The sequence below is a fragment of the Mesorhizobium sp. M1088 genome (assembly GCF_040318575.1).
Taxonomy (GTDB): Bacteria; Pseudomonadota; Alphaproteobacteria; order Rhizobiales; family Rhizobiaceae; genus Mesorhizobium.
In genome coordinates, this window is sequence record NZ_JAMYMO010000020.1 from 67156 (window position 1) to 90462 (window position 23307).

A 23307-nucleotide genomic window follows, 5' to 3' on the forward strand; every position below is an offset into this window, starting at 1 on the left:
TCCGGTCTTTAGAAACTACTCCGCCGGCCGGGTCTCGGCCAGCGCGCTCTCCTCGTTGAACAGGAAACCGCCGGACTGCCGCTTCCACAGCCTGGCATAGAGCCCGTCGAGCCCGACCAGCTCGTCATGCGTGCCTTGCTCGACGATGCGGCCCTCGTCGAGCACCACCAGCCGGTCGAGTGCCGCAATGGTCGACAGCCGATGCGCGATGGCGATGACCGTCTTGCCTTCCATCAGCCTTGCCAGATTTTCCTGGATCGCCGCCTCGATGTCGGAATCGAGCGCCGAGGTCGCCTCATCGAGCACCAGGATCGGCGCATCCTTGAGGAAGACGCGGGCGATCGCCACGCGCTGGCGCTGGCCGCCGGAGAGCTTGACGCCGCGCTCGCCGACATAGGCCTCGTAGCCGATACGATCGCGATTGTCGCGCAGACCGAGGATGAACTCGTGCGCCTCGGCCTTCTTCGCTGCCGCGACCACCTCGGCGTCGGTCGCTTCCGGCATGCCGAGCTTGATGTTGTCGCGCAGCGAGCGGTGGAAAAGTGCCGTATCCTGGCTGACGACGCCGATATTGGCGCGCAGCGAATTCTGCGTGACCCTGGAGACGTCCTGCCCGTCAATGGTGATCTTGCCGCTCTCGAGGTCGTAGAGGCGCAGGATCAGATTGACCAAGGTCGTCTTGCCGGCGCCGGACGGGCCGACCAGGCCGACTTTTTCGCCCGGCCGCACGATGAGGTCGATGCCGTTGAGCACGCCGGACCCCTTGCCGTAGTGGAACTCGACATTGCTGACGTTGATGCGCCCGCCGCCGACGACAAGCTCTTTCGCGTCCGGCGCATCGGTCAGGCCGAGCGGCTGTGAGATCAGCGCCTTGGAATTCTCCAGCACGCCGAGGTTCCGCAAGATGCCGTTGAGCTGCATCATCAGCCGGCCGAGCAGCATGTTCAGCCGCAGCACCAAAGACAGCGTGAAAGCCACGGCGCCGACTGTGATCGCACCCTCGACCCAGAGATAAACGGCAAAGCAGGCGATCGCCGTGATCATAATGCCCGACAGCATCGTCAGCGCCATGCGCACGCCGGTCAGCCTGCGGGTGAACGGGCGCAGCGCGTCGAGATAGATGTCGAAGCCGTTCCTGATGTAGCGGTCGTCGCCATCGGCCGAGAACAGTTTCAACGTCTGCACGTTCGAATAGGAATCGACAAGGCGGCCGGTGATCATCGAGCCGGCTTCGGCGGTGGCTTCGGCATGTTTGCGGATTGCCGGCAAATAGCGCCTGGCCAGAAAGCCGAAGGCGGTAATCCAGATCACCACCAGCACCGCCAGCCGGAGATCGAGCCCGGCGACCAGCGCCAGCGTCGTCACCGTATAGACGACCATGAACCAGACCACCTCGATGAAGCTTTCCATCAGATCGCCGGTCGCCTGTCCCGCCTGCCAGACCTTGGTCGCAATACGCCCGGCAAAGTCGTTCTGGAAGAAGGCGTAGGATTGGCGCGAGACATGGCGATGCGCCTGCCAGCGCACCAGATTATAGAAACCCGGCGTGATCGTCTGCTCGTCGACCAGCGCCGACAGGCCGACGACAATGGTGCGGATGACCAGCACCACCGCGATCATGAAGACAAGTTCCGGGCCGGCGGCAGTCCACAGAGCGTGCCAGCTGCGTTCACCGGGAAGCTGGTCGAGGATGTCGACCAGCCGCCCGACGAAATAGAACAGTCCGGCTTCGACCAGCGGCGCGATGCCGCCGATCACCAGCATGGCGAAGAAGGCGATCTTCGCCTGCCCGACATAATGCCAGAGGAAACCCCTGACGCCGGCAGGTGGGCGAAGGTCCGCAGGCTCGCGGAATGGATAGACCCAGTTCTCGAACCAGCGGTAGATGGCAGTCATCATTCGGCGGCTTCACCCTTGGCGATTGCATCGTTGGCGGCTGCATCGTTGGCGGAGGGGCCGTCGTCGAGCAGGAAGCCGCCCGACTGGCGCTGCCAGAGCTGGGCATAGAGCCCGCCGCTGGCAACCAGTTCCTCATGCGAACCTTCCTCGATGACGCGGCCCTTGTCCATAACGACGAGCCGGTCCATGGCGGCGATCGTCGACAGCCGGTGCGCAATGGCGATGACGGTCTTGCCTTGCATCAGTCTGTAGAGGTTCTCCTGGATGGCCGCCTCGGCCTCGGAATCGAGGGCGGAGGTCGCTTCGTCGAGGATAAGGATTGGTGCGTCCTTCAGCATGACACGGGCTATGGCGATGCGTTGCCGCTGGCCGCCGGACAATTTGACGCCGCGATCACCGACATGCGCGTCGAAACCCTTTCGACCGTTAGAATCCGACAATCCGGCGATGAAATCCAGCGCCTCGGCGCGCCGCGCCGCCTCGATCAGCATCTGGTCGCTCGCGTCCGGCCGGCCATAGAGGATATTCTCGCGCACCGAGCGATGCAGCAGCGAGGTGTCCTGCGTGACCATGCCGATCTGGGCGCGCAGCGAGTCCTGCGTCACCGCCGCAATGTCCTGGCCGTCGATCAGGACCTTGCCGCTTTCGAGGTCATAGAAGCGCAACAGAAGATTGACCAGCGTCGACTTGCCGGCACCCGAACGGCCGACGATGCCGACCTTCTCGCCCGGCTTCACCGTCAGCGACAGGCTTTCGATCACGCCCTTCTGCTTGCCATAGTGGAAGCGGATGTCCTCAAAACGGATCTCCCCCTTGGTCACGGCAATATCCTTGGCGCCAGGCCGGTCTTCGACGAGGCGCGGCAGCGAGATCGAGGCGATGCCGTCCTGCACCGTGCCGATATTCTCGAACAGCGTGGACATCTCCCACATGATCCATTGCGACATGCCCCAGAGCCGAAGCACGAGGCCGATGACCAGGGCGACGGCGCCGATCGTCACGGCTTGGCCGAGCCACAGCCATAGCGAGATTGCAGTGACCGAAAACAACAGCAGCGAATTCAGGACGTAGAGCAGGCCGTAGAGCTGCGTCACCAACCGCATCGACCGGTAAACGGTGTCGAGAAAGCCGGCCATACCGTCCTTGGCGAAGGATGCCTCGCGCCGCGCATGCGAGAACAGCTTGACCGTCTGGATGTTGGAGTAGCTGTCGACGACACGGCCGGTCATGGTTGAGCGCGCATTAGCCTGCTCCTCGCCGACCTTGCCCAGCCGCGGGATGAAATAGCGCAACAGCAGGACATATCCGGCAAGCCAGACGGCAAGCGGCGCAGCCAGCCGCCAGTCTGCCGAGCCGACAATGAACAGCATGCCGAGAAAATAGACGACGATATAGTTGAGCACATCGATGAGCTTGATGACGCACTCGCGCACCGCGAGCGCGGTCTGCATCAGCTTGGTCGCGATGCGCCCGGCAAACTCGTCCTGATAGAAGCTCATCGACTGCTTGAGCAGGTAACGATGCACCTGCCAGCGGATACGCATCGGATAATTACCCATCAGCGTCTGCTGGTTGAGCAGCGAATGGAACCAGACCGTCGCCGGCAGCGCGAAAACCACGATGAAGGCCATGCCGGCCAGCTTCAAGCCTTCGGTCTGCAGGAACGTCTCGCGATTCTGTCCGGACAGCCAGTCGACGATCCGGCCCATGAAGCCGAACATCCACACCTCGGCAAGGGCGATGGCCGTCACCAGTACCGCATCGAGAGCGATGTAGGGCCACGCGCCGCGCGTATAATGCACGCAGAAGGCGATCAGTGTCCGCGGCGGCTCGACCGGCTCCTTGGCAGGGAACGGATCGAGCCTTTTTTCAAACCAGCTAAACATAGAGATGCTCATAATACCTGTTTCCGCTCACGCGGCACGCGAACGGACGGGGTGCCCAGACCGCATGGCGTCAAGGACCGGCGATACGGAATCGTCCGCCTCGCCGGTCCTGCTGCGCGCTATATAGGTTGTCGCGGGCCTTTCGCCGACAGTCTCGTTTGACGATGCTGACGACGTTTTGACGATCCGGATTTTCGCGCTGGTTTTTGCACCAGGCCGGATCAGCCTGATGATCCGGCGCACCAGCGACGGCCGGCTATAGTCCGGAACGGCGCGCGAGAAATCGACGTCCGGCAGCATACCGCGATGCGGACGCCGGCGGGTCTCGGCGTGAACCGCCGACGAGTAGGTCTCGCCGATCAAAAGCGCCCAGGTCGCAGTCTTCCGCTCGTGCAGGCTTCTTGAGCCGGGTATTCTACAGGGATCGAACATCGGTCCGTCCTCCAGTTGAAGATGCAGGTAGAAGGGTGAACCAACCCAGGCCGCGGGCACGCGCGGCGCGGCAAAGGTGGCATCGGTCGAAGCGTGTTCAGGTGGGGCGTTCAGCCCCTTCCACAGCTTGAAAAACATCGCAGGATTCCTTCAAAGGCCGAAAAAGGTTTCGGCGGGAATCGGTGCGATTGAAGTCTAGAAGGTCAGGAGAATCGTCGTACCGAAACCGCCGTCGGGCTGGTAAGCCCACGAGAGGGGTGGTGGATGTGCATGGCCATCATGAATTACCCCTCCGTCGGTTCGGGTTGACAATGCTGGCCGTATAACCGACTTCGCAGAAAATGACCACCCGCCAGTCCAGGAATTTCCAAAACCGCGAGAGCTCTGTGGCTGATCTGCCACTTATTAGAAAGACGCGGAAATGAACGACCGTCTCCGCATCGCGCTCTACCAGCCTGATATCGCCGGCAACACCGGGACAATCCTGCGCTTCGCCGCTTGCCTCGGTCTCGGCGTCGACATCATCGAACCGGCGGGCTTCCCGGTCGGTGACCGGGCGCTGAAACGGGCCGGCATGGACTACCTCGAAATGGCGGCGCTCACCCGGCATGTCGACTGGCACGCCTTCGAGGACTGGCGCAAGCTTGCCAAGCGGCGGCTGGTGCTGCTGTCGACCAAAGCCACGACCCCTTACACCAGCTTCGCCTTCGGCGATGACGACATTCTTCTGTTCGGCCGCGAATCCGCAGGCGTTCCGGATCTTGTCCATCAAGCGGCGGATGCCCAATTGACCATTCCCATGCAAGACGCTGCGCGCAGCATCAACGTCGCGCTTTCCGTCGCCATGGTGGCGGGTGAAGCCATCCGGCAACTCGGATAACGGCACTCCGTCTCCCGTCATCCTGGCCCAGGCGCACATCACCATCTCCTTGGTTTGCAGATCCCGGGTTTCTTCGCTACAAGCTCAACTTAACTTGAGGTCAAGCGAAAAAAATCGGAACGGAAAAAGAGGGATGGCACCGGTAACGGAATTGACGGTCGGCCAAGTGGCCATGCGCAGCGGTGTGGCGGTGTCGGCGCTACATTTCTATGAGGCCCGCGGGCTGATCCGCAGCCACCGGACGTCAGGCAACCAGCGGCGCTACGGCCGCGACGTGCTGCGACGTGTCGCGATCATCAAGGTAGCGCAGGAGGTCGGTATCTCACTGGCCGAGATCGGCACGGCCCTTGCGTCACTGCCTGAGGGCCGGACGCCGACGCGCGAGGATTGGAACTTGCTTTCGACGGCTTGGCGCGACGACCTCGACCAGAAAATTAGTCAGCTCAAGAAGCTGCGCGACGGGCTGAGCGACTGCATCGGCTGCGGCTGCATGTCGATCGACAAATGTCCGCTGCGGAATAAGAACGACAGGCTGGCAAGGGACGGCGCGGGCGCCCGCAGGCTGGTCGTGCGTTGAAGCCATGACGGTCTGGACGGGTTCAGCGAACTTATCCTGTCCGTTAGTCACTATACAGTCTTGTGAAGTTCATGTGCCCGTGCTTGATACGCCCCTGCAACTAACCTTGGGGGCAGAATTGAAATTTGCATACAAGACTTACGCCGCGTTGCTTGGCGCCATTGTGTTGGCTGGATGCATGCCGAGCGAAGGTGAATGGAATACGGCAAGGACTTTGGTTCAGGGCAGTCCTGCCATGTATAAGAAAGTGCTTACGGAATGCATCAGGCATTCGGAGCAATCGCCTCTCAGCTCGAAGCAGGAAGCTGGCAACATCATGAATGTCAGCGCAGCCGCGGCGCCACGTGTCTGGTGCGGAAGAACCGTGCGGGCCTTCGCGAATGGGCGCCTGACGTATGCCGAGATGAAAAGAGCGCATCTTGGAACGGGCGACAGAAGCGTGTTTATCAAGATCGTTCAGGGCAGATGAACTAGCCCTGATACGTTCAGCCTCGAGACCGGAGCATTAATCCGCCGCCGGCAGCCGCCTGATGGTGAACTCGATCACATCGCCCGGCCGTTCGAACCAGCTTTCGATCTCGGTCCAATAGGCCTGCTTCGGAAAGCGCTCGAACCATTCCTTCGCCTTGAGACGAGCATCGGAGCGCGGCAGCACGAAGGTCTCGCGCAGGAAGCCGTCGCGCGGCATGCGCGCGTTCTCGGCGCGCGAACGGTCGAGCCTCTTCTTCAGGCCATCCAGCGGCGGTCTTGCGGGGGTGCGCACGAAAGAACTCCATTCACACTTGACCCTTGCACCCAAGAGATTAGGGATCGCGGCCGGAAAAGACGAGTCATTTGTCGGGCGCGCCCGCAACCGGAGACAGGATTTGCAACGACCCGAGATACCGGCGGGGCTGCCAGCCGACATCGAACAGAAGAAGACGAAGGCACGGCTGTGGTTCGAGACGTTGCGCGAGCGCATCTGTGCCAGCTTCGAGCAGATCGAGCAGGACCTGCAGGGGCCGCAGGCTAGCTGGTCGCCCGGCCGCTTCGAAAAGACGCCGTGGCAACGCGATGCCGGCAAGGGCGGCGGCGGTATCATGTCGATGATGCACGGCCGCGTCTTCGAGAAGGTCGGCGTCCACACCTCGACCGTCCACGGCGAGTTCTCCCCCGAATTCAGGAAGCAGATGCCGGGCGCCGAAGAGGACCCCTCCTTCTGGGCAAGCGGCATTTCGCTGATCGCCCATCCGTGGAACCCCAACGTGCCGGCCGTGCATATGAACACGCGCATGGTCGTCACCTCGCGCCAGTGGTTCGGCGGCGGCGCCGATCTGACACCGGTGCTCGACCGCCGCCGCAGCCAGGACGACCCCGACACGATCGCCTTCCACAGAGCGATGCAATTTGCCTGCGAGAAGAACGCGGCGATCGCCGACTACGTGAAATTCAAAGCCTGGTGCGACGAGTACTTCTACCTGCCGCACCGTGACGAGCCACGCGGTGCCGGCGGTATCTTCTTCGACTGGCTGCATTCGGATGAGGACAAAGGCGGCTGGGACGCCGATTTCAACTTCGTCCAGGACGTCGGGCGATCTTTTCTCGTCGTCTACGAACATCTGGTGCGCGCCAACTTCAATGACAACTGGACCGATGGCGACCGTGACGAGCAGCTCATCCGCCGCGGCCGTTATGTCGAATTCAACTTGCTTCACGATCGCGGCACCATCTTCGGGCTAAAGACCGGCGGCAATGTCTCCTCGATCCTGTCCAGCCTGCCGCCAGAAGCGAAATGGCCGTAAAATCTCGGTGAGCACGACGTGAGCCGCAATCGGGTCCAAATTCCCAGAATTTGACGGCGAATGTGGCGCAAGGCGCGCCAGAAAATATCTTTTTCGTCTAATATATCATTGTAAAGATTGGGCTATTTGTCGCGTCGGGCCGGGAAACGCCGGCGGTTCTTTACTCCCGAGAGCCGCGACCCGACGTGACCGGACGGCCCATGATTGAATCGGGCACCTTTCCCAAGCGGTGCCCGTATTTTCCAGGAGAGCATGCCATGCGCAAGCTTATTATGACCGCAGCCGCCACTGCCGTTCTCGCCTCTGGTACTGCCGCATTCGCTGCGGTCAAACACACCACCGGCACGATCAAAAGCTTTGATGGAACGGCGATGAGCCTAGTTCTGGATAACGGAGCCACCTTTACGTTGCCCCAGACCTTCAAGGATCCTGGCCTGAAGGTCGGCGAAAAGGTCCGCGTCACGTGGGATATGAGCGGCAAGGATAAAATTGCCGAGGCAGTCAAGATCGTGAAGTGATGTCCTGCCCGCTGGAGCAAGACGAGGTCTTGCTCCTGGATGGCGTAAGAGGGCGGAGCAGCGATGCTCCGCCTTTTCGCAACCCGATCACTAGAGGGCCGCGTGTCGGCTTGGACGCACGGCACTCTAAGGCAACCAAAACGGTTCGATCGTGTTATGCTTAGCTGGCCAGCGTGTAGCCCGGATTCCGTACGCGGTTTCCGGATCGCGCAATCAAAGGTCTGGAGCTTCCGTGTCAGTGCGCTGTGCGGCGCTCCAAGGAGGAGATGAGGAGAAGCCGATGAAGGAATTCCATTGCGGGTCGCTCGTACCCGGCTGCGAGTGGCACACACGCGCCGAGGAGGAGGCTGAGGTCATGCGCCGTGCCGTCGAGCATCTGCGCGAGACGCACGGCGAGACGGTGATCCGCGAGACGATGATCGAGGCGATCCGCTCGCGCATCGAAAAGGTCCGCGACGCAGCGTGACGGTCAGGATTCGAGTGCCTCCGCGGCGCGCTTGAGCAGCGCGCCGCGATCAAGCGCAAAACCGGACTCGACCCATTCCTTTTCGAGATTCTTCAACGTTGCACCAAGCTTCGGCCCCGGTGATGCGCCAAGCGTCGTCAGATCGGCGCCCTTGACCGGAAAAACAGGGTTTTGCCATTTTGCAGCGAAGGCAAGCAGGCGCGAGAAGCCGCCGGCTTCGAGCAGTGCGTCATTGTCTTCGACCGCGCGGGCTCGAGCGGAAGCGAGCAACAGCCGCAACCGGTCGACAAAGCCTTGGCGGTCGCCAAAATAAAGCCTTTTCGCCAACTCTCCTTCGGTCGTTTTCGGATCGACGGCAGCCGTGATCGCCCAATTCCGCAGCCGGCTTGCTTCGCTCACGGAAAGCCTCAATCTCTCGGCAAGCGTTTTCATGCGCGCGGCATCCGGCGGCACGATGGATTCCAGCCTGAGCAGCGGGTCCGGCGCCCAGGCCAGGTCCTTCTCGGTCTTGGTCAGCCCGTGGATGGCATCGATGCCCCATTTCTCGCTTTCCGGCAAAACGGCGGTCAGAACGCCGGCCTGGCGCATCCACAGCAGCGCCCGCGACGGATCTGGCGCTGACAGCAATTTCTTCAATTCCCACCAGACGCGCTCGACCGAAAGCTGGTCGAGCCCCTGCTTCAGCCGAGCACAAGCCTTCAACCCTTCGGCATCCGGCCTACCGTCGCCATACCATGCGAAGAAACGGAAGAAACGCAGGATGCGCAGATAATCCTCGCGGATACGGGCTTCCGGATCGCCGATGAATCGCAGCCTCCGCGCTTCGATATCGGCGATACCGCCGACCAGATCGACGACCGTTCCATCGGCCTCGGCATAGAGTGCATTGATGGTGAAATCACGCCGCTCAGCGTCGGCTTTCCAGTCGCGGCCGAACGACACTTTGGCGCGCCGGCCGTCGGTTTCGATATCGGCACGCAGCGTGGTGACCTCATAGGCCTTGCCGTGGCCGACCGCGGTGACTGTGCCATGCTCGATGCCGGTCGGTACCGTCTTGAAGCCTGCCGCCTCGGCGCGCCGGATGGTTTCCTCGGGCACCGTGGTGGTGGCGATGTCGATGTCGGCGACCGGCTGGCCGATGAGCGCGTTGCGCACCGCACCGCCGGCGACACGCGCCTCCTCGCCGCCATCAGTCAGCGCGGCGAGCAGGCGCTGCAGGTGGCGTTCGCCGAGCCACCCGGCCTTGTCCGCGATCGACACTGGATCGCTCACGAATAGAGCCTTTCATAAAGCGTACGGATGATGCCCGCGGTGACGCCCCAGATGCGCTGGTCGCCATAGGGCATCTCGTAATAGAACCATTCGAGGTCGTTCCACATGCGACTGTCTCTGGTGTGGTTGGCGGGGTCCATCAGAAAGCCCAGCGGCACCTCGAAGACGGCATCGACTTCGTCGGAATTCAGCGTCAGGCTGAAACCGGGCCGCACAATCCCGAGCACCGGGGCGATGCGATAGCCGCTGCCGGAAACGTAGTCCGGCAGACGGCCGACGATCTCGATGTAATCCCTATCGAGACCGATCTCCTCGAATGTCTCGCGCAACGCCGCCGCTTCCGGGCTCGCATCGGTTTGATCGATGGTACCACCGGGGAAAGCCACCTGCCCCGAATGGTTGCGCAGCTTTTCCGCCCGCCTGGTCAAAAGGACCGTGGCTTCATGGCCATGATCGACCACCGGGATCAGCACGGCGGCATCGCGCAGCGCCTTGGCCAGCTTCAGCCTGGGATGGCCCGGATTGAAGCGGTGGTCGCCAAAATCGTCGCCGGCATGCGCCAGCGGCTGCGCCGCGACGCGCTGGCGAAACCCGGCAACGGAAAACGGCAACGGCATCACCTGATCCATCATAGGCGGTCCATCATGCGCTCAGCCGTTTCAGTTTCTCAGCCGGCATGATTGGATAGACCTCGCCTTTGGAACGGACGGCAAACATCCTCTTGCCACCGATGTCGATCTCTTCGCCGTGCTCGACCAGCTCGTACATCACCGGCCGTGCCACCAGCGCCTCCAGCCGCCCGCGCACCAGCACATAAGGCTTCAGGCCACCTGTCTCGTCCTCATCGACGAAGCGCAGCGGGTGTCCCGCCCCAGCCTCGACCACGTCGCCGACATTGGTGCGAAAGGTGATGATTTGTCCGTCGCCGACGCCCGACACGTCCATCTCGACGGCAATGAAGGGCGCGTCGGCGACGCGGATGCCGACCTTTTCCACCGGCGTCACCAGGTAAGTCCTGCCGTCCGCGTCCTTGCGCAGCACTGAGGAAAAAAGCTGCACCAGCGGCATCCGGCCGATCGGCGTTCCCAGATAGAACCAGGTGCCGTCCTGCTTGATTTCCATGTCGAGATCGCCGCAAAATGCCGGATTCCAGCGTTCCACCGGCGCCGGCCCCTTACCGGCGCGCGTCGCGCGCGAGACCAGCGCTTCCAGCCCGCGCGCCTCGGTCGCGGCCGTCAGGCTCTCTTCACGATGGTCGGCGGCTTCCGTCATGGTCACGAAATAGTCACTGTTGTTCCGCTTGTCAGCCTAAGTCTGTGATTTAAGTTCATTGCAGGCGCATGCGAAGCCGAATCGCGGCATTCTCTGCGGCACCAAGGTGCCAAGCGGTGTTTCCAACAGAAGGATCGATGCTGCATGAGCGTTATGATCAAGGAAAGCCCAATCAGCGAAAAGGACATGGTGGCGCAGGCCGAGAAAGCGCTGGCCGACATTTCGAGGGTCCGTGACGGCGTCGGCCGGGTCATTTTCGGCCAGGAAAGCGTCGTCGAGCGCACGCTCGTCGCATTGCTGGCCGGCGGCCATGCACTGCTGGTCGGCGTGCCCGGCCTCGCCAAGACCAAGCTGGTCGAAACGCTGGGCATCGTGCTCGGCCTCGATTCGCGCCGCATCCAGTTCACGCCCGACCTGATGCCATCCGACATTCTCGGCTCGGAAGTGATGGAGCAGGATGAATTCGGCAAGCGCTCCTTCCGCTTCATTTCCGGGCCGATCTTTGCGCAACTGCTGATGGCAGACGAGATCAACCGCGCCTCGCCACGCACCCAGTCGGCGCTGCTGCAGTCGATGCAGGAATACCACGTCACCATTGCCGGCGTGCGCCATGATCTGCCGTCACCGTTCCACGTTCTGGCGACGCAGAACCCGCTGGAGCAGGAAGGCACCTATCCGCTGCCGGAAGCGCAGCTCGACCGCTTCCTGATGCAGGTCGATATCCTCTACCCCGAGATCGAGGCGGAGCGCCGCATCCTGCTGGAGACCACCGGTATCGAGGATGCCAAGGCTGAAAACGTGCTGCAGCCGGCGCGGCTGAAGGACATCCAGACGCTCATCCGCCGTATGCCGGTGCCGGAAAGCGTCGTCGAGGCGATCCTCAAGCTGGTGCGCTCAGCGCGCCCCGGCCAGGGCAACGCCGATACCGACAAGCACGTCGCCTGGGGCCCAGGCCCGCGCGCCAGTCAGGCGCTGACGCTGTGCACCCGCGCCCGCGCCCTCTACGATGGCCGGCTGGCGCCGTCGGTCGACGACGTCCGCGCGCTCGCCGAGCCGGTGCTGCAGCACCGCATGGCGCTGACCTTCGCCGCCCGCGCCGAGGGCACCACGGTTCGCGATGTTGTGGCGAAGCTCGCGAAAGGGATTTGATGGCGCGCATCGGTGAAGCGCAGGCACCGGCAGCGACGCGCGATGCGCTCGCCAGAGGCCGGTTGCGGGCTTCGTTGGTGCCGGACCTGCTGGTCGAGGCGCGCCGCATCGTCAACACGGTAATTGCCGGCTGGCATGGCCGCCGCAAGCGCGGTATCGGCGAGAATTTCTGGCAGTTCCGGCCCTACGTCGAAGGCGATTCCTCGCGCATTGACTGGCGCCGTTCCGCTCGCGACGACCACACCTATGTCCGCGACCGTGAATGGGAGGCTGCCCACACGGTGTGGCTTTGGGCCGATCCCTCGCCTTCCATGCTCTACAAATCGACCGGGGCCAGCGTTTCCAAGGAATCGCGCGCCCTGGTGCTGGCGCTGGCCATGGCCGAGCTTTTGTCGCGCAGCGGCGAGCGCATTGCCTGGCCGGGCCTGACCGACCCGTTCACCGCCCGCAATGGCGCCGAGCGCATCGCGGCGCAACTAATGCACGCCGGCGACCTGCCGGCAAAGCCCGACCTATCCGGCATTCGTCGGTTCTGCGACATCGTCCTCGTCAGCGATTTCCTCGACCCCGTCGAGGACACTATTGCGTGGCTGGACGTTCCCGCCCGCCACGGCGTGCGCGCCCATCTTGTCGAGGTCGCCGATCCGGCCGAGGAAAGCTTCCCCTATGCCGGGCGCACCGAATTCACCGATCCTGAGACCGGCGACAAGCTGACCGCCGGCCGCGCCGAAATGCTGGGCGAGGAATATCGCCTGCTTTATGCCGCCCGCCGCCAGGAACTCGCCGCCTGGTGCAAACGGCGTGGCTGGAGCTTTACCGTCAATCATACCGATCGCCTTGCCTCCGAGGCGCTGGTGCGCATCCACATGGCGATGACCGCCGAAGGCAGCTTTGCCGGGAGGGCCCGCGCATGAGTTGGCTGCCGCTCTCCTTCGGGGCGCCGATGGTGCTGTGGGGCCTGCTGGCGCTGCCGGTGATCTGGTGGCTTCTGCGGCTGACCCCGCCCAGGCCGCAAGCCGAGGTGTTTCCGCCGCTCAGGATTCTCGCCCGCGTGCTGAGGCGCGAAGAAACGCCGCAGCAGAGCCCTTGGTGGCTGACGCTGCTCAGGCTGCTGATGGCCGCGCTTGTCGTGGCAGCACTTGCCGAACCCGTCTTCAACCCGCGCGAAAAGCTGCCGGCCGAAGGCGCCGCCCTGGCGCTGGTGATCGACAATGACTGGGCAAGTGCCGCCGACTGGGGCAAGCGGGTCGCCACCGCCGAGCGGCTGATCGCCGATGCCAATTCGAACGGCGTGCCGGTGCTCATCGCTTTCACCGCCGAGAAGCCGAATGCCGAGATCGGTCCCTTCGATGCCGCTGCCGCGCTCGACCGGCTGCGCGCGGCAAAGCCGCGGCCGATCCCGACCGACCGCCCCGCCGTCTACGCCCGCGTCGCGTCAGCCCTGGAGTCGCTGCCGGGCGCAAGCGTCGCAGTGCTCGCCGATGGCTTGGCGGCGCAAGGCGACGAAGCCGCCTTCAACACGTTGTTGTCAAAGAACGCGGCACGTGTCGTCTGGGCCGTCTCCGACCGGCTGTCGCTGACCGGCCTGACCGGCGCCGACAACCAGGTCGACGGCTTCGCCCTGACCGCCATCCGCGCACCGGGCGATCCGGCACCTGCACAGGTGACGGCCGGCGCGTTCGACGACAAGGGGCGCCGCATTGCCGACGCGACGCTGACCTTTGCCCCGGGCGGAACCACCGCAACCGGCACGATGGCGGTGCCGTTCGAACTGCGCAACGACTTCGCCTACATCGCGCTCGATGGCGAGCGCCAGGCCGGTGCCGTCCGCGTGCTCGATGAGAGCTCAAAACGCCGCCGCGTCGGGCTGCTGTCGCAGTCCGAGGCTGATCAGGCGCAACCGCTGCTGTCGCCGCTCTACTACATTCGCCGCGCCCTGCAGCCCTTCGCCGATCTCGTCGAGCCGTCGAGCGTCGATCTCGCCGACGCCATCCCGCAACTGCTCGACCAGAAACCGGCGATGATCGTCATGGCTGATGTCGGCACCATTCCGGAACAGGCGCGGCAGAGGCTGGTCGACTGGGTCGACAAGGGCGGCACGCTGGTGCGTTTTGCCGGTTCGCGGCTGGCCGCTGCCGGCAATGACGACGATCTGCTGCCGGTCCGGCTGCGCACCGGCGAGCGATCGCTTGGCGGCGCGCTGTCATGGACGGCGCCGCAGCCGGTCACCGAATTCCCGAAAACCGGTCCCTTCGCCGACCTCGCGCCGCCGACCGAGGTCACCGTTACCAGGCAGGTGCTGGCCGAGCCGACGCCCGACATTGTCGAGCGCACCTGGGCCACGCTTGCCGACGGTACGCCGCTGGTGACCGGGATGAAGAAGGACAAGGGCACCCTCGTACTGTTCCACGTCACCCCCGAGGCGACGTGGTCCAACCTGCCGATCTCCGGCAGCTTCGTCGAGATGCTGCGGCGCATCGTGCAATTGTCGCGCAACCAGGGCTCGGCGGTCGCCAATGCCGAGGCAGCCGCCACGTCGCTGGCACCCTATCGCATGATCGCTGCCGACGGCACGCTGGTGCCGCCGACGCCGGATGCCAGGCCGCTGGTGCCCGGCGCCGGCCCGCTGCCGGTGACGCTGGAAAACCCGCCCGGCCTCTACGGCTCGGAGACGGGAGTGTTCGCTCACAATCTGCTCGGTGGCGACAGCGCATTCACGCCGCTGACCCGGCCTGAAATCACCGTACCGGTCACCACCATCCAGTATGCCTTCGACGAGCAGCACAACCTCAAAGGTCCGCTTGTCACGGCCGCTCTGGTGCTGATGGTGCTCGACACGCTTGCCGTATTCTGGATGGGGGGCCTGTTGTCGCGCCGGCCGCGCCGTGCCGGCGCTGCGGCCACGGCAGCCGTCCTGCTGATTGCGCTCGGCGCTTTGATTGGCCACGCGGACGTCGCGCGCGCCGACGACGCCAAACCGGGAGATACGGAGGCGATCGGGGACATTTCAAAGACCCGGATCGCCTATGTGCTGACCGGCGAGCCGGGTGTCGATTCGATCAGCCGCGCCGGGCTCGAAGGCCTGACCCGCTTTCTTATCGAAAAAACCGCGCTCGAACCCGGAGCACCGGCCGGCGTCGACATCTCGAAGGACGAACTTTCCTTCTATCCGCTGATCTACTGGCCGATCGATCCCTCGGCCCCGATGCCCAGCGAAGCCGCCATCGCCCGCATCGACGCCTACATGCAGCAGGGCGGAACGGTCTTGTTCGACACCCGCGACCAGTTCGCCAATGGCATTGGTGCGGATTCGACCAGCCCGGCGACGGAGCGGCTGCGCGACATCCTCGGCAACCTCAACGTGCCACCGCTGGAGCCGGTGCCGTCGGACCACGTGCTGACCAAATCCTTCTACATCCTTCCGGAGTTTCCTGGCCGTTTTGCCGGCAGCCCGCTTTGGGTCGAGGCATCGCTCGAAGCCAGCAACACCGAGAACCGCCCGGTGCGCACCGGCGACGGCGTTTCGCCGATCATGATCACCGCCAATGATTTCGCCGGCGCCTGGGCCGTCGACGAGAATGGCGACCCGCTATTGCCGACGGTGCCTTCGGATCCGATGCAGCGCATCTATGCGCTGCGTGCCGGCGTCAACATCATGATGTACATGCTGACCGGCAACTACAAATCCGATCAGGTGCACGTCCCGGTGCTGCTCGAACGGCTGGGGCAGTAGACTATGAACTGGTCGCTCTCCTTCGAACCGCTCATCACCTGGCCACTGCTCGCAGTGGTTCTGGTGCCGCTGCTGCTGGCGCTGGTCGGCCTTTGGTTTCGCCAGCGCGGCGCGGTCTTCCGCCTGGCAGCCCTGATTGCCCTGGCGGCGGCGCTGCTCAATCCGGTGTTCCTCGACGAAGAACGTGAGCCGCTGAAAAGCATTGTCGCCGTCGTCGTCGATCGCAGTCAGAGCCAGGATATCGGCGACCGCACCAAGCAGACTGACGCGGCGTTGGCCGGGCTTCAGCAGCGTCTCGGCCGCTTCAAGCAGTTCGACGTCCGTGTCGTCGAAGCCGGCAAGTCCGAAGCCGCTGACGAGCGCACCGAGACGCGGTTGTTTTCCTCGCTCGAAAATGCTTTCCGCGACGTGCCGCCATCGCGCATCGGCGGCGCCATCATGATCACCGATGGCGAGGTGCATGACGCGCCGTCCGGCGCACCCGATTTCAATGCCCCGCTGCACGCGCTGATTACCGGCAACGAGCATGAAAAGGACCGTCGCATTCGCTTCGAGAATGCGCCGCGCTTCGGCCTCGTCGGCAAGCCGCTCGACATGACCTATCGCGTGATCGCCACCAACAACGAAACCGGCCCGGTCGATGTCCGCGTATCGGTCAATGGCGAGCAGGTATCGGTCGAGCACGCCAACATCGGCCAGGCGATGCCGCTGCAGGTGACCATTCCCAGCGCCGGGCGCAACATTGTCGAACTCGCCATCAACCACGAGCCGGGCGAACTCACCGACACCAACAACCGCGCCATCGCGCTGATCGACGGCATTCGCGAAAATCTGCGCGTATTGCTCGTTTCCGGCGAACCGCATGCGGGCGAGCGCACCTGGCGCAATTTGCTGAAATCCGACGCTTCGGTGGACCTCGTGCACTTCACCATCCTGCGCCCGCCGGAAAAGCAGGACGGCACGCCGATAAACGAATTGTCGCTGATCGCCTTCCCGACGCGCGAGCTGTTCGTCGAGAAGATCAAGGATTTCGACCTGATCATCTTCGACCGCTATCAGCACCGCGACGTACTGCCGATCCTCTATTACGACTATATCTCCGAATATGTCGAAAAGGGCGGCGCGCTGCTGATCGCGGCGGGCCCCGAATATGCCGGCGAAAGCTCGATCGCCCGCACGCCGCTGATGTCGGCGCTGCCGGCACTGCCGACCGGCGAGGTCATCGACAAGGCCTTCTATCCGCGCCTCACCGATACCGGCCAGCGTCATCCGGTAACGCGCGGGCTCGACGGCTCCGCGACCGAGCCGCCGCACTGGAGCCGCTGGTTCCGCACCATCGGCGTCGAGAACCCCGAGGGCGAGGTGGTGATGAAGGGCGCCGACAACCGGCCGCTGCTGCTGCTCGACCGCAAGGGCGAAGGCCGCGTCGGCATGCTTCTGTCCGACCAGGGCTGGCTGTGGGCGCGCGGCTTCGAGGGCGGCGGCCCCCATGTCCAGCTTTACCGGCGCATCGCCCACTGGCTGATGAAGGAGCCCGAACTCGAGGAAGAGCGGCTGACCGCCGACGGCCGCGGCATGGTGCTTGAAATCCGCCGCCAGACGATGAGCGACGACCCCGGCCCGGCGCAAGTCATCACGCCGTCCGGCAAGGCACTGATCGTCAGGCTCGAGAAATCCGAACCAGGCGTCTTCCTCGGCAGCGTCGAGACCAACGAAATCGGTCTCTATCAGGTCGGCAATGGCGACCTGACGGCATTGGCCCATGTCGGGCCGGTCAACGCCCCGGAATTCACCGACGTCGTCTCCACCGAGAACCAGCTGAAACCACCGGCTGAGGCAACCGGCGGCAGCGTTCGCCGGCTGGCGCCGGCCTCAGCACTTGGCACTCTCACCAGCACCGTCACGCTGCCATCCGTAGTCCCGGTCCGTTCCTCGGGCGCTGCCTCCGGCGATGACTGGATCGGCCTGCGCACCACCGACGACAGCGTACTCAAGGCCGTCTCGCGCGTGCCGCTGTTCGGCGGCTTCCTCGGCCTCGGCCTGCTGCTTCTGGCGATGGGCTCGATGTGGTACCGCGAAGGGCGGTAACGCGGTTTATCCTTCTCCCCTTGTGGGAGAAGGTGGATTGGCGCGCAGCGCCAAGACGGTTGAGGGGTGCTGGACGGAGTGCCGTCCTTGCCAAGCTGGAACACCCCTCATCCGACCGAGCTTCGCTCGGCCACCTTCTCCCACAAGAGGAGAAGGAAGAAAGCGAACCGCCCTACTCCTCCGGCTCCGTCGTGAACATCAGCGGGTAGCCCTTGGCCTTGCCGGCATCGGTTGCCCGCGCCGCCTTGGTCTCGGCGACATCCCTGGTGAAGACGGCGACAACGCAGACGCCGCGCCGGTGCGCGGTGATCATTATCCTATGCGCCTGGTCTTCGCTGAGCTTGAACTCGGACTTCAGCACCGTCACGACGAACTCGCGCGGCGTGAAATCGTCATTGACCAGGATGACCTTGTAGAGCTTCGGCCGTTCGACCTTCGGCTTCGTGCTGGTACGGGGTTTTGTCGTGATTTCAGGCATTGGACCGGCAATTGCGTACGACAGCTTTGCGGTCATTTTGACATGGGCAAAAGCGGTCGTCCATTCAACCGCGCGCGATCGGCTTGCCGGCGAGCGCAGTTCACAAATCCGTACCGATGTGGGAACTGCCGGCTGGCGTTCACCTGGGCGGTGTGGGCCGGGACTGGCCCTATTGTATGCACGCAACAAAAAAGACGACCGCTCCAGGCAAATCGCAACTGGAGCGGTCTTCTCATAGGGTAGAAAGATGTCGCTTGATCAGGCCTTCGGAGCTGCCTTGACCGCGTGCTTCTTGTGCTTCTTGACGGTCTTCTTGGCAGCGACCTTCTTCACGGCCTTGGCCGGCGCAGCGGTCGTCGTTGTCGTCGCAGCCGGGGTGGTGGTCGCGGCATTGGCGCTGCTGGCGCCGAGAACCGGCATCGAGACGGCCAGCGCGATGGCGAGACCGAGGGCGGAGAGGAGGGACTTTTTCATGGCTTCACTTCCTTTTTGTGCAGATCGGATTGAGTGTCACTGAACGGGATCGATCGGTGTCACTCCAAGCAGCTTCAAAGCGTTCGCGAGCATCCGGATTCCCTGTGCCTGTTTCTTGTTGGCGCAGAACCGGTTTCCCTTTCTTTGAAGTGCTTTCGCCGCGGTGACCTGCGTTGCCGCGGCATGGGTTTCGAGGGCTTCGTCAAACTGGCGGTTCAGATCGATGCAACGCTCGCTGCGGGTGGTCGCCACCTTTGCATCAGCCGCCTTTGCATTGGCCACCTTCGCATCGGCCAGTTTTGCATCGGCATGTTCGACCGCGACCGTGACGAGCGAAATGGAAAGCAACGCACCCATCAGACTGATCGAGAACCTTTGCATTGGTCTGTCCGTAATCCCGTAACGCGTGTCGCAGCCGATGACCTGACCGCCACGGCACCACTTATGCCTTTGATTTTTTTCGACAGTTTTTCCGGATTGTAGAATTTTGTTTCTGGATTGTTTCTGGGCAGCCCGGATCGGGCCGCCGATCTCCACTGGCCAACTTATGGCCTGAATTCTATCGTCTGGCTGACAGCCGAAGCAGCGCTTGGGCGATCCACAAATGACAGGTTCCCTGTGAAATCCGACCCCCACATACTGATCGTCGACGACGACAAGGGCATTCGCGACCTGCTTCAGGAATTTTTCCAGAAGCGAGGGCTGCATACATCGGTCGCCGCCGACGGCACCGAGATGGAGACCATCCTGCGCCGCGCCCAGGTCGACCTGATCGTCCTGGACGTCATGCTGCCCGGCAAGAGCGGGCTGGAGCTCTGCCGCGAGTTGCGCGCCAATTATTCGACGCCGATCATCATGCTGACCGCGGTTACCGAAACTACCGACCGCGTGGTTGGGCTGGAGATGGGCGCCGACGACTACGTGCCGAAACCCTTCGATCCGCGCGAGCTGCTCGCACGCATTCGTGCCGTCTTGAGACGCAATGGCGCCGCCGAACCGCGACGCGCGGCCTCGCGGCAGATCTACCATTTCGCCGGCTGGACGATGGACTGTTCGCGCCGCCGGCTGATGGCGCCCGGCGACGTCAGGATCGAGCTGACGATGGCCGAATTCAATCTACTGCAGACCTTCGTCAAGAGCGCGCAACGCGTACTGAGCCGCGAGCAGCTGATCGAGCTGTCCGGCGGCGACAGCGGCTACAGTTTCGACCGCAGCGTGGACATTCTGGTCAGCCGGCTGCGGCGCAAGATGGAGGATGACCCGAAAACGCCGAAGCTGATCTTGACTGTGCGCAGCGGCGGCTACCAGTTCCTGCCTGAGACGACCGCCGAATGAGACGTATTCTGCCGCAAACACTGCCGGTCTGGGTGCTGCTCATCGTCATAGCCGGCCTGCTGATCAGCCAGATCGCGACCCTCTACATCGTTTCGCGCGACCGTGCCGCCGCCAATGACGTCGTCGATCTCTACCGGCTGAACGACCGCGCCTTCTCGCTGGTACAGCTGATGCATGACGCCACCCCCGAACAGCGCAAGGCGACGGCCTCCGGCCTGTTCAACGCCACTTATGCGCTCACCGTTTCCAACACGCCCGCCGTTACTTCCTCGATAGCCGGCGACGACGAGCTGGCCGAATTGGAGGACATATTGGTCGGCCGGCTATCGAAGTTCGGCATCACCGACGCGCGGGTCCGCCGCGACCCGGCAACGCACGAAGCCGACGCTCCCGGCGGGACGGTCGCCGGTCCCGATATTGGCCAGGTCGAGCGCGACCTGCTGGTGCTGGCGGCCGATTTCGCCCAGAGCGACAAGCTGACCGCTTCGCTTCGCTTTGCCGACGGCCAATGGCTGAACTTCACCGAGCCGAACACGCCGGCCGGGCCGATACTGAGCTTCGATAGCCTGCCACTCTATGCCTTGATCGCCGGGCTGGTGGTGGCTTCCTCGATCTGGTCGCTGCGCCGGCTGACGGCGCCCTACCGGATGATGGAGACCGCGGTGAAGCGGATCGGCGAGGACCTGAAGAGCCCGCCGATCGCCGAGAGCGGCAGCCGCGAGGTGCGTACCGCGGCAAAGGCGGTCAATGCCATGCAGGCAAGACTGCGCGCCTACGTCGAGGACCGCGAGCATCTTGCCGCCGCACTGGCGCACGACCTGCGCACGCCGTTGACCAGGATGCGGCTGCGCCTCGAACTGCTGAGGAATTCGTCCGTGCGCGCCGCACTGGCGCACGACCTCGCCGACATCGAAGGCATTGCCAGCTCGGTCATCGACTTCGCCACTTTCGAGGTGACCGAGGAGAAGAGCGAGAGGATCGATTTCTGGTCGCTGGTAGAATCGATCGCCGACGGCTTCGACGAGGTCTCCTTCGACAATGAGGACGCGCGCTCGCGCGGCCTGATCTGCGTCGCGCAGCCGGTCGCGCTACGGCGCTGTGTCACCAACCTCGTCCAGAACGCGGTGACCTATGGCAAGAGGGCGCATCTCAGCCTGCGTCAATCAGGCAAGACAATCACGCTGGCGATCCATGACGAGGGTCCGGGCATCCCGCAAGCCGAGCTCGACGCCGTGTTCGGCTCGTTCGTGCGCCTGGAACAGTCGCGCAGCCGTCAGACCGGCGGCCTCGGCCTCGGCTTGACCATCGCCCGCAACATCGCCCGTAGCGCCGGCGGCGAAGTCAGCCTGTCCAACCATCCCGATGGCGGCCTGATGACGGAGCTGCGCCTGCCGCTGGCGGTTTAGCTTGCGTATCGGGCTAAGCCGGCGTTCCTTCGCGCCCCCTCTGTTCTGCTGGACACCTCCTCCACAGGTGGGGAGATTGGCCGTCATCGCCGATTTCGCCAATTACAAACGTTGGAATGTGAGAGCCGTCCGCGAAGCCGCCGATCTCCCCCCAAGTGGGAGAGATGTCCGACAGGACAGGATAGTGATGGGGTGGACGCCCCCTCGACGGCATCGATGTGCCAGAATGGTGGTGTTTGACAGCCACCGTAAGAGAGGGAGCGTCCACAATGGAAGTTAACACGATCGGATTGGACCTAGCGAAGAATGTGTTTCAGGCGCATGGAGCCGATGCGGCGGGCGCCATTGTTTTCCGCAAGCAACTGCGACGCGACAAGGTGCTTGCGTTTCTCGCTGGGCAGCCGGCCTGCTTGGTCGCCATGGAGGCCTGTTCTGGGGCGCATCACTGGGCGCGCGAGATCGGCAAGCTCGGGCACACCGTTCGTCTGATCCCGCCATCCTATGTGAAGCCTTTCGTGAAGCGGCAGAAGAACGACGCCGCCGATGCCGAGGCGATCTGCGAGGCCGCGCAGCGGCCGACCATGCGCTTTGTCGCCGTGAAGAGTGAGGAGGAGCAGGCGAGTGCGGCCGTATTCCGGGCTCGTGATCTGCTGGTGCGGCAGCGCACCCAGACGATCAACGCCTTGCGCGGCCATCTTGCAGAATATGGACTGGTCGTTGCCCAGGGCCCTTCACATACTGCCAAGCTGATGGAAAAGGTAGAGGATCCTGAGGGCGATCTGCCAGAAGCAGCCCGCCTGGCCCTCACCGTGCTGGTCGATACGCTGAGATCGCTGGAGGAAAGGATCAAGCAGCTCGATGCCGAGATTGCACGGCGTGCCCGAGAGGATGAAGACGTGCGGCGGTTGGCAACAATCCCCGGCGTTGGTCCGATAACGGCAACGGCTCTGGTTGCACTGGCGCCTTGCGCCGCAATCTTCCGAAAGGGGCGCGACTTCGCCGCTTGGCTGGGCCTGACGCCGCTGCAACGCTCAACCGGCGGTAAACAGAAGCTCGGTGCAACATCGAAGATGGGCGAGCGTACATTGCGGCGCCTGCTTATCATCGGAGCGAGCGCTGTCGTGCGTCATGCTCGTCGGCGAGGCATTCGGGAAGGATCGTGGCTTGGGCGCATGCTCGCCCGCAAGCCGCCAATGCTTGTGGTCGTCGCTCTTGCCAACAAGATGGCCCGCATCGTCTGGGCGCTCATGGCAAGAGGTGGGACCTACAGGGCTCCGGCCGTGGCAGCATAGCAGCTCGGTCTGAGGTCGTCGCAGGTGTAGGAAGGTCACACGGAGAGGTATGGCGCGACAGTCGATGAGAGACGGATCGGAAAAACCAGTTCAGCACAGAGCGCTTCGAGCGCGCGGTAGTGATATGGATCCGATCGGCGAACTCCCATACGGGCCGGCGGCAAATGGAAGGCCGCATCAGAGGCCGGACAGATGTCAGCACCCGACTACGCGCCGCTATACTGCCTTTCGAAGATTCTTCTTGCGCTCACGGGGGCGTCCACAGATGTGCTGAAGGTTCTGCAAAAAGTTTTGGAGAGAGAACGGGGCTTGCTCTGAGGGGCGAGCGGCCATGGCACGGTGGTGACGTTGCGATCACCGATTCCCGTG

General features: G+C 63.5%; 23 protein-coding genes. 13 read left to right on the forward strand and 10 right to left on the reverse strand.

Annotation, left to right across the window (positions count from 1 at the left end; all coding sequences use genetic code 11):
- Positions 1-15: 15 nt before the first annotated feature.
- From NKH49_RS21610 to NKH49_RS21620, 3 genes are read right to left on the reverse strand one after another with little or no spacing between them, the layout of a single operon-like run.
- Positions 16-1899 (reverse strand): ABC transporter ATP-binding protein, encoded by a 1884-nt coding sequence (locus NKH49_RS21610; protein ID WP_352927765.1) that lies wholly within the window; start codon positions 1897-1899, stop codon positions 16-18.
- Positions 1896-3785 carry an ABC transporter ATP-binding protein gene (locus tag NKH49_RS21615; protein ID WP_352541005.1) on the reverse strand — a complete coding sequence of 630 codons (1890 nt, stop codon included), beginning with the start codon at positions 3783-3785 and terminating at the stop codon, positions 1896-1898. Before NKH49_RS21615 ends, NKH49_RS21610 begins: the two co-directional genes overlap by 4 nt.
- A gap of 27 nt (positions 3786-3812) precedes the next feature.
- Positions 3813-4355, reverse strand: a complete 543-nt coding sequence (locus NKH49_RS21620; protein ID WP_352469727.1) for a hypothetical protein — start codon at positions 4353-4355, stop codon at positions 3813-3815.
- 283 nt (positions 4356-4638) lie between these two features.
- Between NKH49_RS21620 and NKH49_RS21625 the strand changes: the two genes are divergently transcribed.
- The 3 genes from NKH49_RS21625 to NKH49_RS21635 all read left to right on the forward strand — a co-directional run bounded on the left by NKH49_RS21625 (position 4639) and on the right by NKH49_RS21635 (position 6143).
- The gene (locus NKH49_RS21625) at positions 4639-5097 is read left to right on the forward strand and encodes a tRNA (cytidine(34)-2'-O)-methyltransferase (protein ID WP_352927768.1); all 459 of its coding nucleotides are present in this window, start codon (positions 4639-4641) and stop codon (positions 5095-5097) included.
- A gap of 133 nt (positions 5098-5230) precedes the next feature.
- Entirely contained in the window at positions 5231-5674 is a 444-nt protein-coding gene (gene soxR / locus NKH49_RS21630) for a redox-sensitive transcriptional activator SoxR (RefSeq protein ID WP_352927771.1), read from the forward strand.
- A 73-nt stretch (positions 5675-5747) separates the two neighbouring features.
- Positions 5748-6143 carry a hypothetical protein gene (locus tag NKH49_RS21635; protein WP_352927774.1) on the forward strand — a complete coding sequence of 132 codons (396 nt, stop codon included), beginning with the start codon at positions 5748-5750 and terminating at the stop codon, positions 6141-6143.
- 36 nt (positions 6144-6179) lie between these two features.
- On the opposite strand, the gene NKH49_RS21640 is transcribed toward NKH49_RS21635, so the two are convergent.
- Entirely contained in the window at positions 6180-6437 is a 258-nt protein-coding gene (locus NKH49_RS21640; RefSeq protein WP_023679487.1) for a hypothetical protein, read from the reverse strand.
- Positions 6438-6540: 103 nt separating this feature from the next.
- On the opposite strand from NKH49_RS21640, the gene hemF reads away from it, so the two are divergent.
- From hemF to NKH49_RS21655, 3 genes are all read left to right on the forward strand, one after another.
- Complete coding sequence (gene hemF, locus NKH49_RS21645; RefSeq protein ID WP_352927777.1) at positions 6541-7455, forward strand: oxygen-dependent coproporphyrinogen oxidase; 915 nt, start codon at positions 6541-6543, stop codon at positions 7453-7455.
- A gap of 257 nt (positions 7456-7712) precedes the next feature.
- Positions 7713-7973, forward strand: a complete 261-nt coding sequence (locus tag NKH49_RS21650; protein ID WP_352541000.1) for a DUF1344 domain-containing protein — start codon at positions 7713-7715, stop codon at positions 7971-7973.
- 280 nt (positions 7974-8253) lie between these two features.
- A complete protein-coding gene (locus NKH49_RS21655) occupies positions 8254-8439 on the forward strand; it encodes a DUF1059 domain-containing protein (RefSeq protein WP_023679490.1) in 186 nt (61 codons plus the stop codon).
- Positions 8440-8442: 3 nt separating this feature from the next.
- Here NKH49_RS21655 and NKH49_RS21660 read toward each other — a convergent pair whose 3' ends face one another.
- The 3 genes from NKH49_RS21660 to NKH49_RS21670 are packed head-to-tail and all read right to left on the reverse strand — an operon-like array spanning position 8443 to position 10983.
- Positions 8443-9711: a CCA tRNA nucleotidyltransferase gene (locus tag NKH49_RS21660; protein WP_352927780.1), complete on the reverse strand. Its 1269-nt coding sequence runs from the start codon at positions 9709-9711 to the stop codon at positions 8443-8445.
- Positions 9708-10340, reverse strand: a complete 633-nt coding sequence (locus tag NKH49_RS21665; protein WP_352469827.1) for a CoA pyrophosphatase — start codon at positions 10338-10340, stop codon at positions 9708-9710. The genes NKH49_RS21660 and NKH49_RS21665 overlap by 4 nt, the downstream gene beginning before the upstream one ends.
- 13 nt (positions 10341-10353) lie before the next feature.
- Positions 10354-10983, reverse strand: a complete 630-nt coding sequence (locus NKH49_RS21670) for a DUF1285 domain-containing protein (RefSeq protein WP_352469826.1) — start codon at positions 10981-10983, stop codon at positions 10354-10356.
- 144 nt (positions 10984-11127) lie between these two features.
- Between NKH49_RS21670 and NKH49_RS21675 the strand changes: the two genes are divergently transcribed.
- The 4 genes from NKH49_RS21675 to NKH49_RS21690 are packed head-to-tail and all read left to right on the forward strand — an operon-like array spanning position 11128 to position 17953.
- Positions 11128-12132, forward strand: a complete 1005-nt coding sequence (locus NKH49_RS21675) for an AAA family ATPase (protein ID WP_352450525.1) — start codon at positions 11128-11130, stop codon at positions 12130-12132.
- Positions 12132-13046, forward strand: a complete 915-nt coding sequence (locus NKH49_RS21680) for a DUF58 domain-containing protein (RefSeq protein ID WP_352833412.1) — start codon at positions 12132-12134, stop codon at positions 13044-13046. Before NKH49_RS21675 ends, NKH49_RS21680 begins: the two co-directional genes overlap by 1 nt.
- A complete protein-coding gene (locus NKH49_RS21685; protein WP_352819910.1) occupies positions 13043-15865 on the forward strand; it encodes a DUF4159 domain-containing protein in 2823 nt (940 codons plus the stop codon). The genes NKH49_RS21680 and NKH49_RS21685 overlap by 4 nt, the downstream gene beginning before the upstream one ends.
- A gap of 3 nt (positions 15866-15868) precedes the next feature.
- Positions 15869-17953 carry a hypothetical protein gene (locus tag NKH49_RS21690; RefSeq protein ID WP_352927783.1) on the forward strand — a complete coding sequence of 695 codons (2085 nt, stop codon included), beginning with the start codon at positions 15869-15871 and terminating at the stop codon, positions 17951-17953.
- A gap of 172 nt (positions 17954-18125) precedes the next feature.
- On the opposite strand, the gene clpS is transcribed toward NKH49_RS21690, so the two are convergent.
- From clpS to NKH49_RS21705, 3 genes are all read right to left on the reverse strand, one after another.
- Complete coding sequence (gene clpS / locus NKH49_RS21695; RefSeq protein ID WP_352540995.1) at positions 18126-18431, reverse strand: ATP-dependent Clp protease adapter ClpS; 306 nt, start codon at positions 18429-18431, stop codon at positions 18126-18128.
- 258 nt (positions 18432-18689) lie between these two features.
- Positions 18690-18905: a hypothetical protein gene (locus tag NKH49_RS21700; protein WP_352450529.1), complete on the reverse strand. Its 216-nt coding sequence runs from the start codon at positions 18903-18905 to the stop codon at positions 18690-18692.
- Between the two features lie 36 nt (positions 18906-18941).
- Positions 18942-19286 carry a hypothetical protein gene (locus NKH49_RS21705; RefSeq protein ID WP_352469825.1) on the reverse strand — a complete coding sequence of 115 codons (345 nt, stop codon included), beginning with the start codon at positions 19284-19286 and terminating at the stop codon, positions 18942-18944.
- A gap of 237 nt (positions 19287-19523) precedes the next feature.
- Between NKH49_RS21705 and NKH49_RS21710 the strand changes: the two genes are divergently transcribed.
- The 3 genes from NKH49_RS21710 to NKH49_RS21720 all read left to right on the forward strand — a co-directional run bounded on the left by NKH49_RS21710 (position 19524) and on the right by NKH49_RS21720 (position 22938).
- Entirely contained in the window at positions 19524-20240 is a 717-nt protein-coding gene (locus NKH49_RS21710) for a response regulator (protein WP_352469721.1), read from the forward strand.
- Entirely contained in the window at positions 20237-21646 is a 1410-nt protein-coding gene (locus NKH49_RS21715) for an ATP-binding protein (RefSeq protein WP_352540994.1), read from the forward strand. The genes NKH49_RS21710 and NKH49_RS21715 overlap by 4 nt, the downstream gene beginning before the upstream one ends.
- Positions 21647-21915: 269 nt before the next feature.
- On the forward strand, positions 21916-22938 hold the full coding sequence (locus tag NKH49_RS21720; protein ID WP_352500826.1) for an IS110 family RNA-guided transposase: 1023 nt from the start codon (positions 21916-21918) through the stop codon (positions 22936-22938).
- The last annotated feature ends 369 nt before the right edge of the window (positions 22939-23307 follow it).

Bases quoted from the DNA above. Each gene is read 5' to 3' on its own strand.
- NKH49_RS21625 (WP_352927768.1), top strand. From the start codon at position 4,639: ATGAACGACCGTCTCCGCATCGCGCTCTACCAGCCTGATATCGCCGGC.
- NKH49_RS21655 (WP_023679490.1), top strand. From the start codon at position 8,254: ATGAAGGAATTCCATTGCGGGTCGCTCGTACCCGGCTGCGAGTGGCAC.
- clpS (WP_352540995.1), bottom strand. From the start codon at position 18,431: ATGCCTGAAATCACGACAAAACCCCGTACCAGCACGAAGCCGAAGGTC.
- NKH49_RS21650 (WP_352541000.1), top strand. From the start codon at position 7,713: ATGCGCAAGCTTATTATGACCGCAGCCGCCACTGCCGTTCTCGCCTCT.
- NKH49_RS21680 (WP_352833412.1), top strand. From the start codon at position 12,132: ATGGCGCGCATCGGTGAAGCGCAGGCACCGGCAGCGACGCGCGATGCG.
- NKH49_RS21620 (WP_352469727.1), bottom strand. From the start codon at position 4,355: ATGTTTTTCAAGCTGTGGAAGGGGCTGAACGCCCCACCTGAACACGCT.
- NKH49_RS21610 (WP_352927765.1), bottom strand. From the start codon at position 1,899: ATGATGACTGCCATCTACCGCTGGTTCGAGAACTGGGTCTATCCATTC.
- NKH49_RS21665 (WP_352469827.1), bottom strand. From the start codon at position 10,340: ATGGATCAGGTGATGCCGTTGCCGTTTTCCGTTGCCGGGTTTCGCCAG.
- NKH49_RS21715 (WP_352540994.1), top strand. From the start codon at position 20,237: ATGAGACGTATTCTGCCGCAAACACTGCCGGTCTGGGTGCTGCTCATC.
- NKH49_RS21705 (WP_352469825.1), bottom strand. From the start codon at position 19,286: ATGCAAAGGTTCTCGATCAGTCTGATGGGTGCGTTGCTTTCCATTTCG.
- NKH49_RS21720 (WP_352500826.1), top strand. From the start codon at position 21,916: ATGGAAGTTAACACGATCGGATTGGACCTAGCGAAGAATGTGTTTCAG.
- NKH49_RS21615 (WP_352541005.1), bottom strand. From the start codon at position 3,785: ATGTTTAGCTGGTTTGAAAAAAGGCTCGATCCGTTCCCTGCCAAGGAG.
- soxR (WP_352927771.1), top strand. From the start codon at position 5,231: ATGGCACCGGTAACGGAATTGACGGTCGGCCAAGTGGCCATGCGCAGC.
- NKH49_RS21700 (WP_352450529.1), bottom strand. From the start codon at position 18,905: ATGAAAAAGTCCCTCCTCTCCGCCCTCGGTCTCGCCATCGCGCTGGCC.
- NKH49_RS21675 (WP_352450525.1), top strand. From the start codon at position 11,128: ATGAGCGTTATGATCAAGGAAAGCCCAATCAGCGAAAAGGACATGGTG.
- NKH49_RS21670 (WP_352469826.1), bottom strand. From the start codon at position 10,983: ATGACGGAAGCCGCCGACCATCGTGAAGAGAGCCTGACGGCCGCGACC.
- NKH49_RS21685 (WP_352819910.1), top strand. From the start codon at position 13,043: ATGAGTTGGCTGCCGCTCTCCTTCGGGGCGCCGATGGTGCTGTGGGGC.
- NKH49_RS21690 (WP_352927783.1), top strand. From the start codon at position 15,869: ATGAACTGGTCGCTCTCCTTCGAACCGCTCATCACCTGGCCACTGCTC.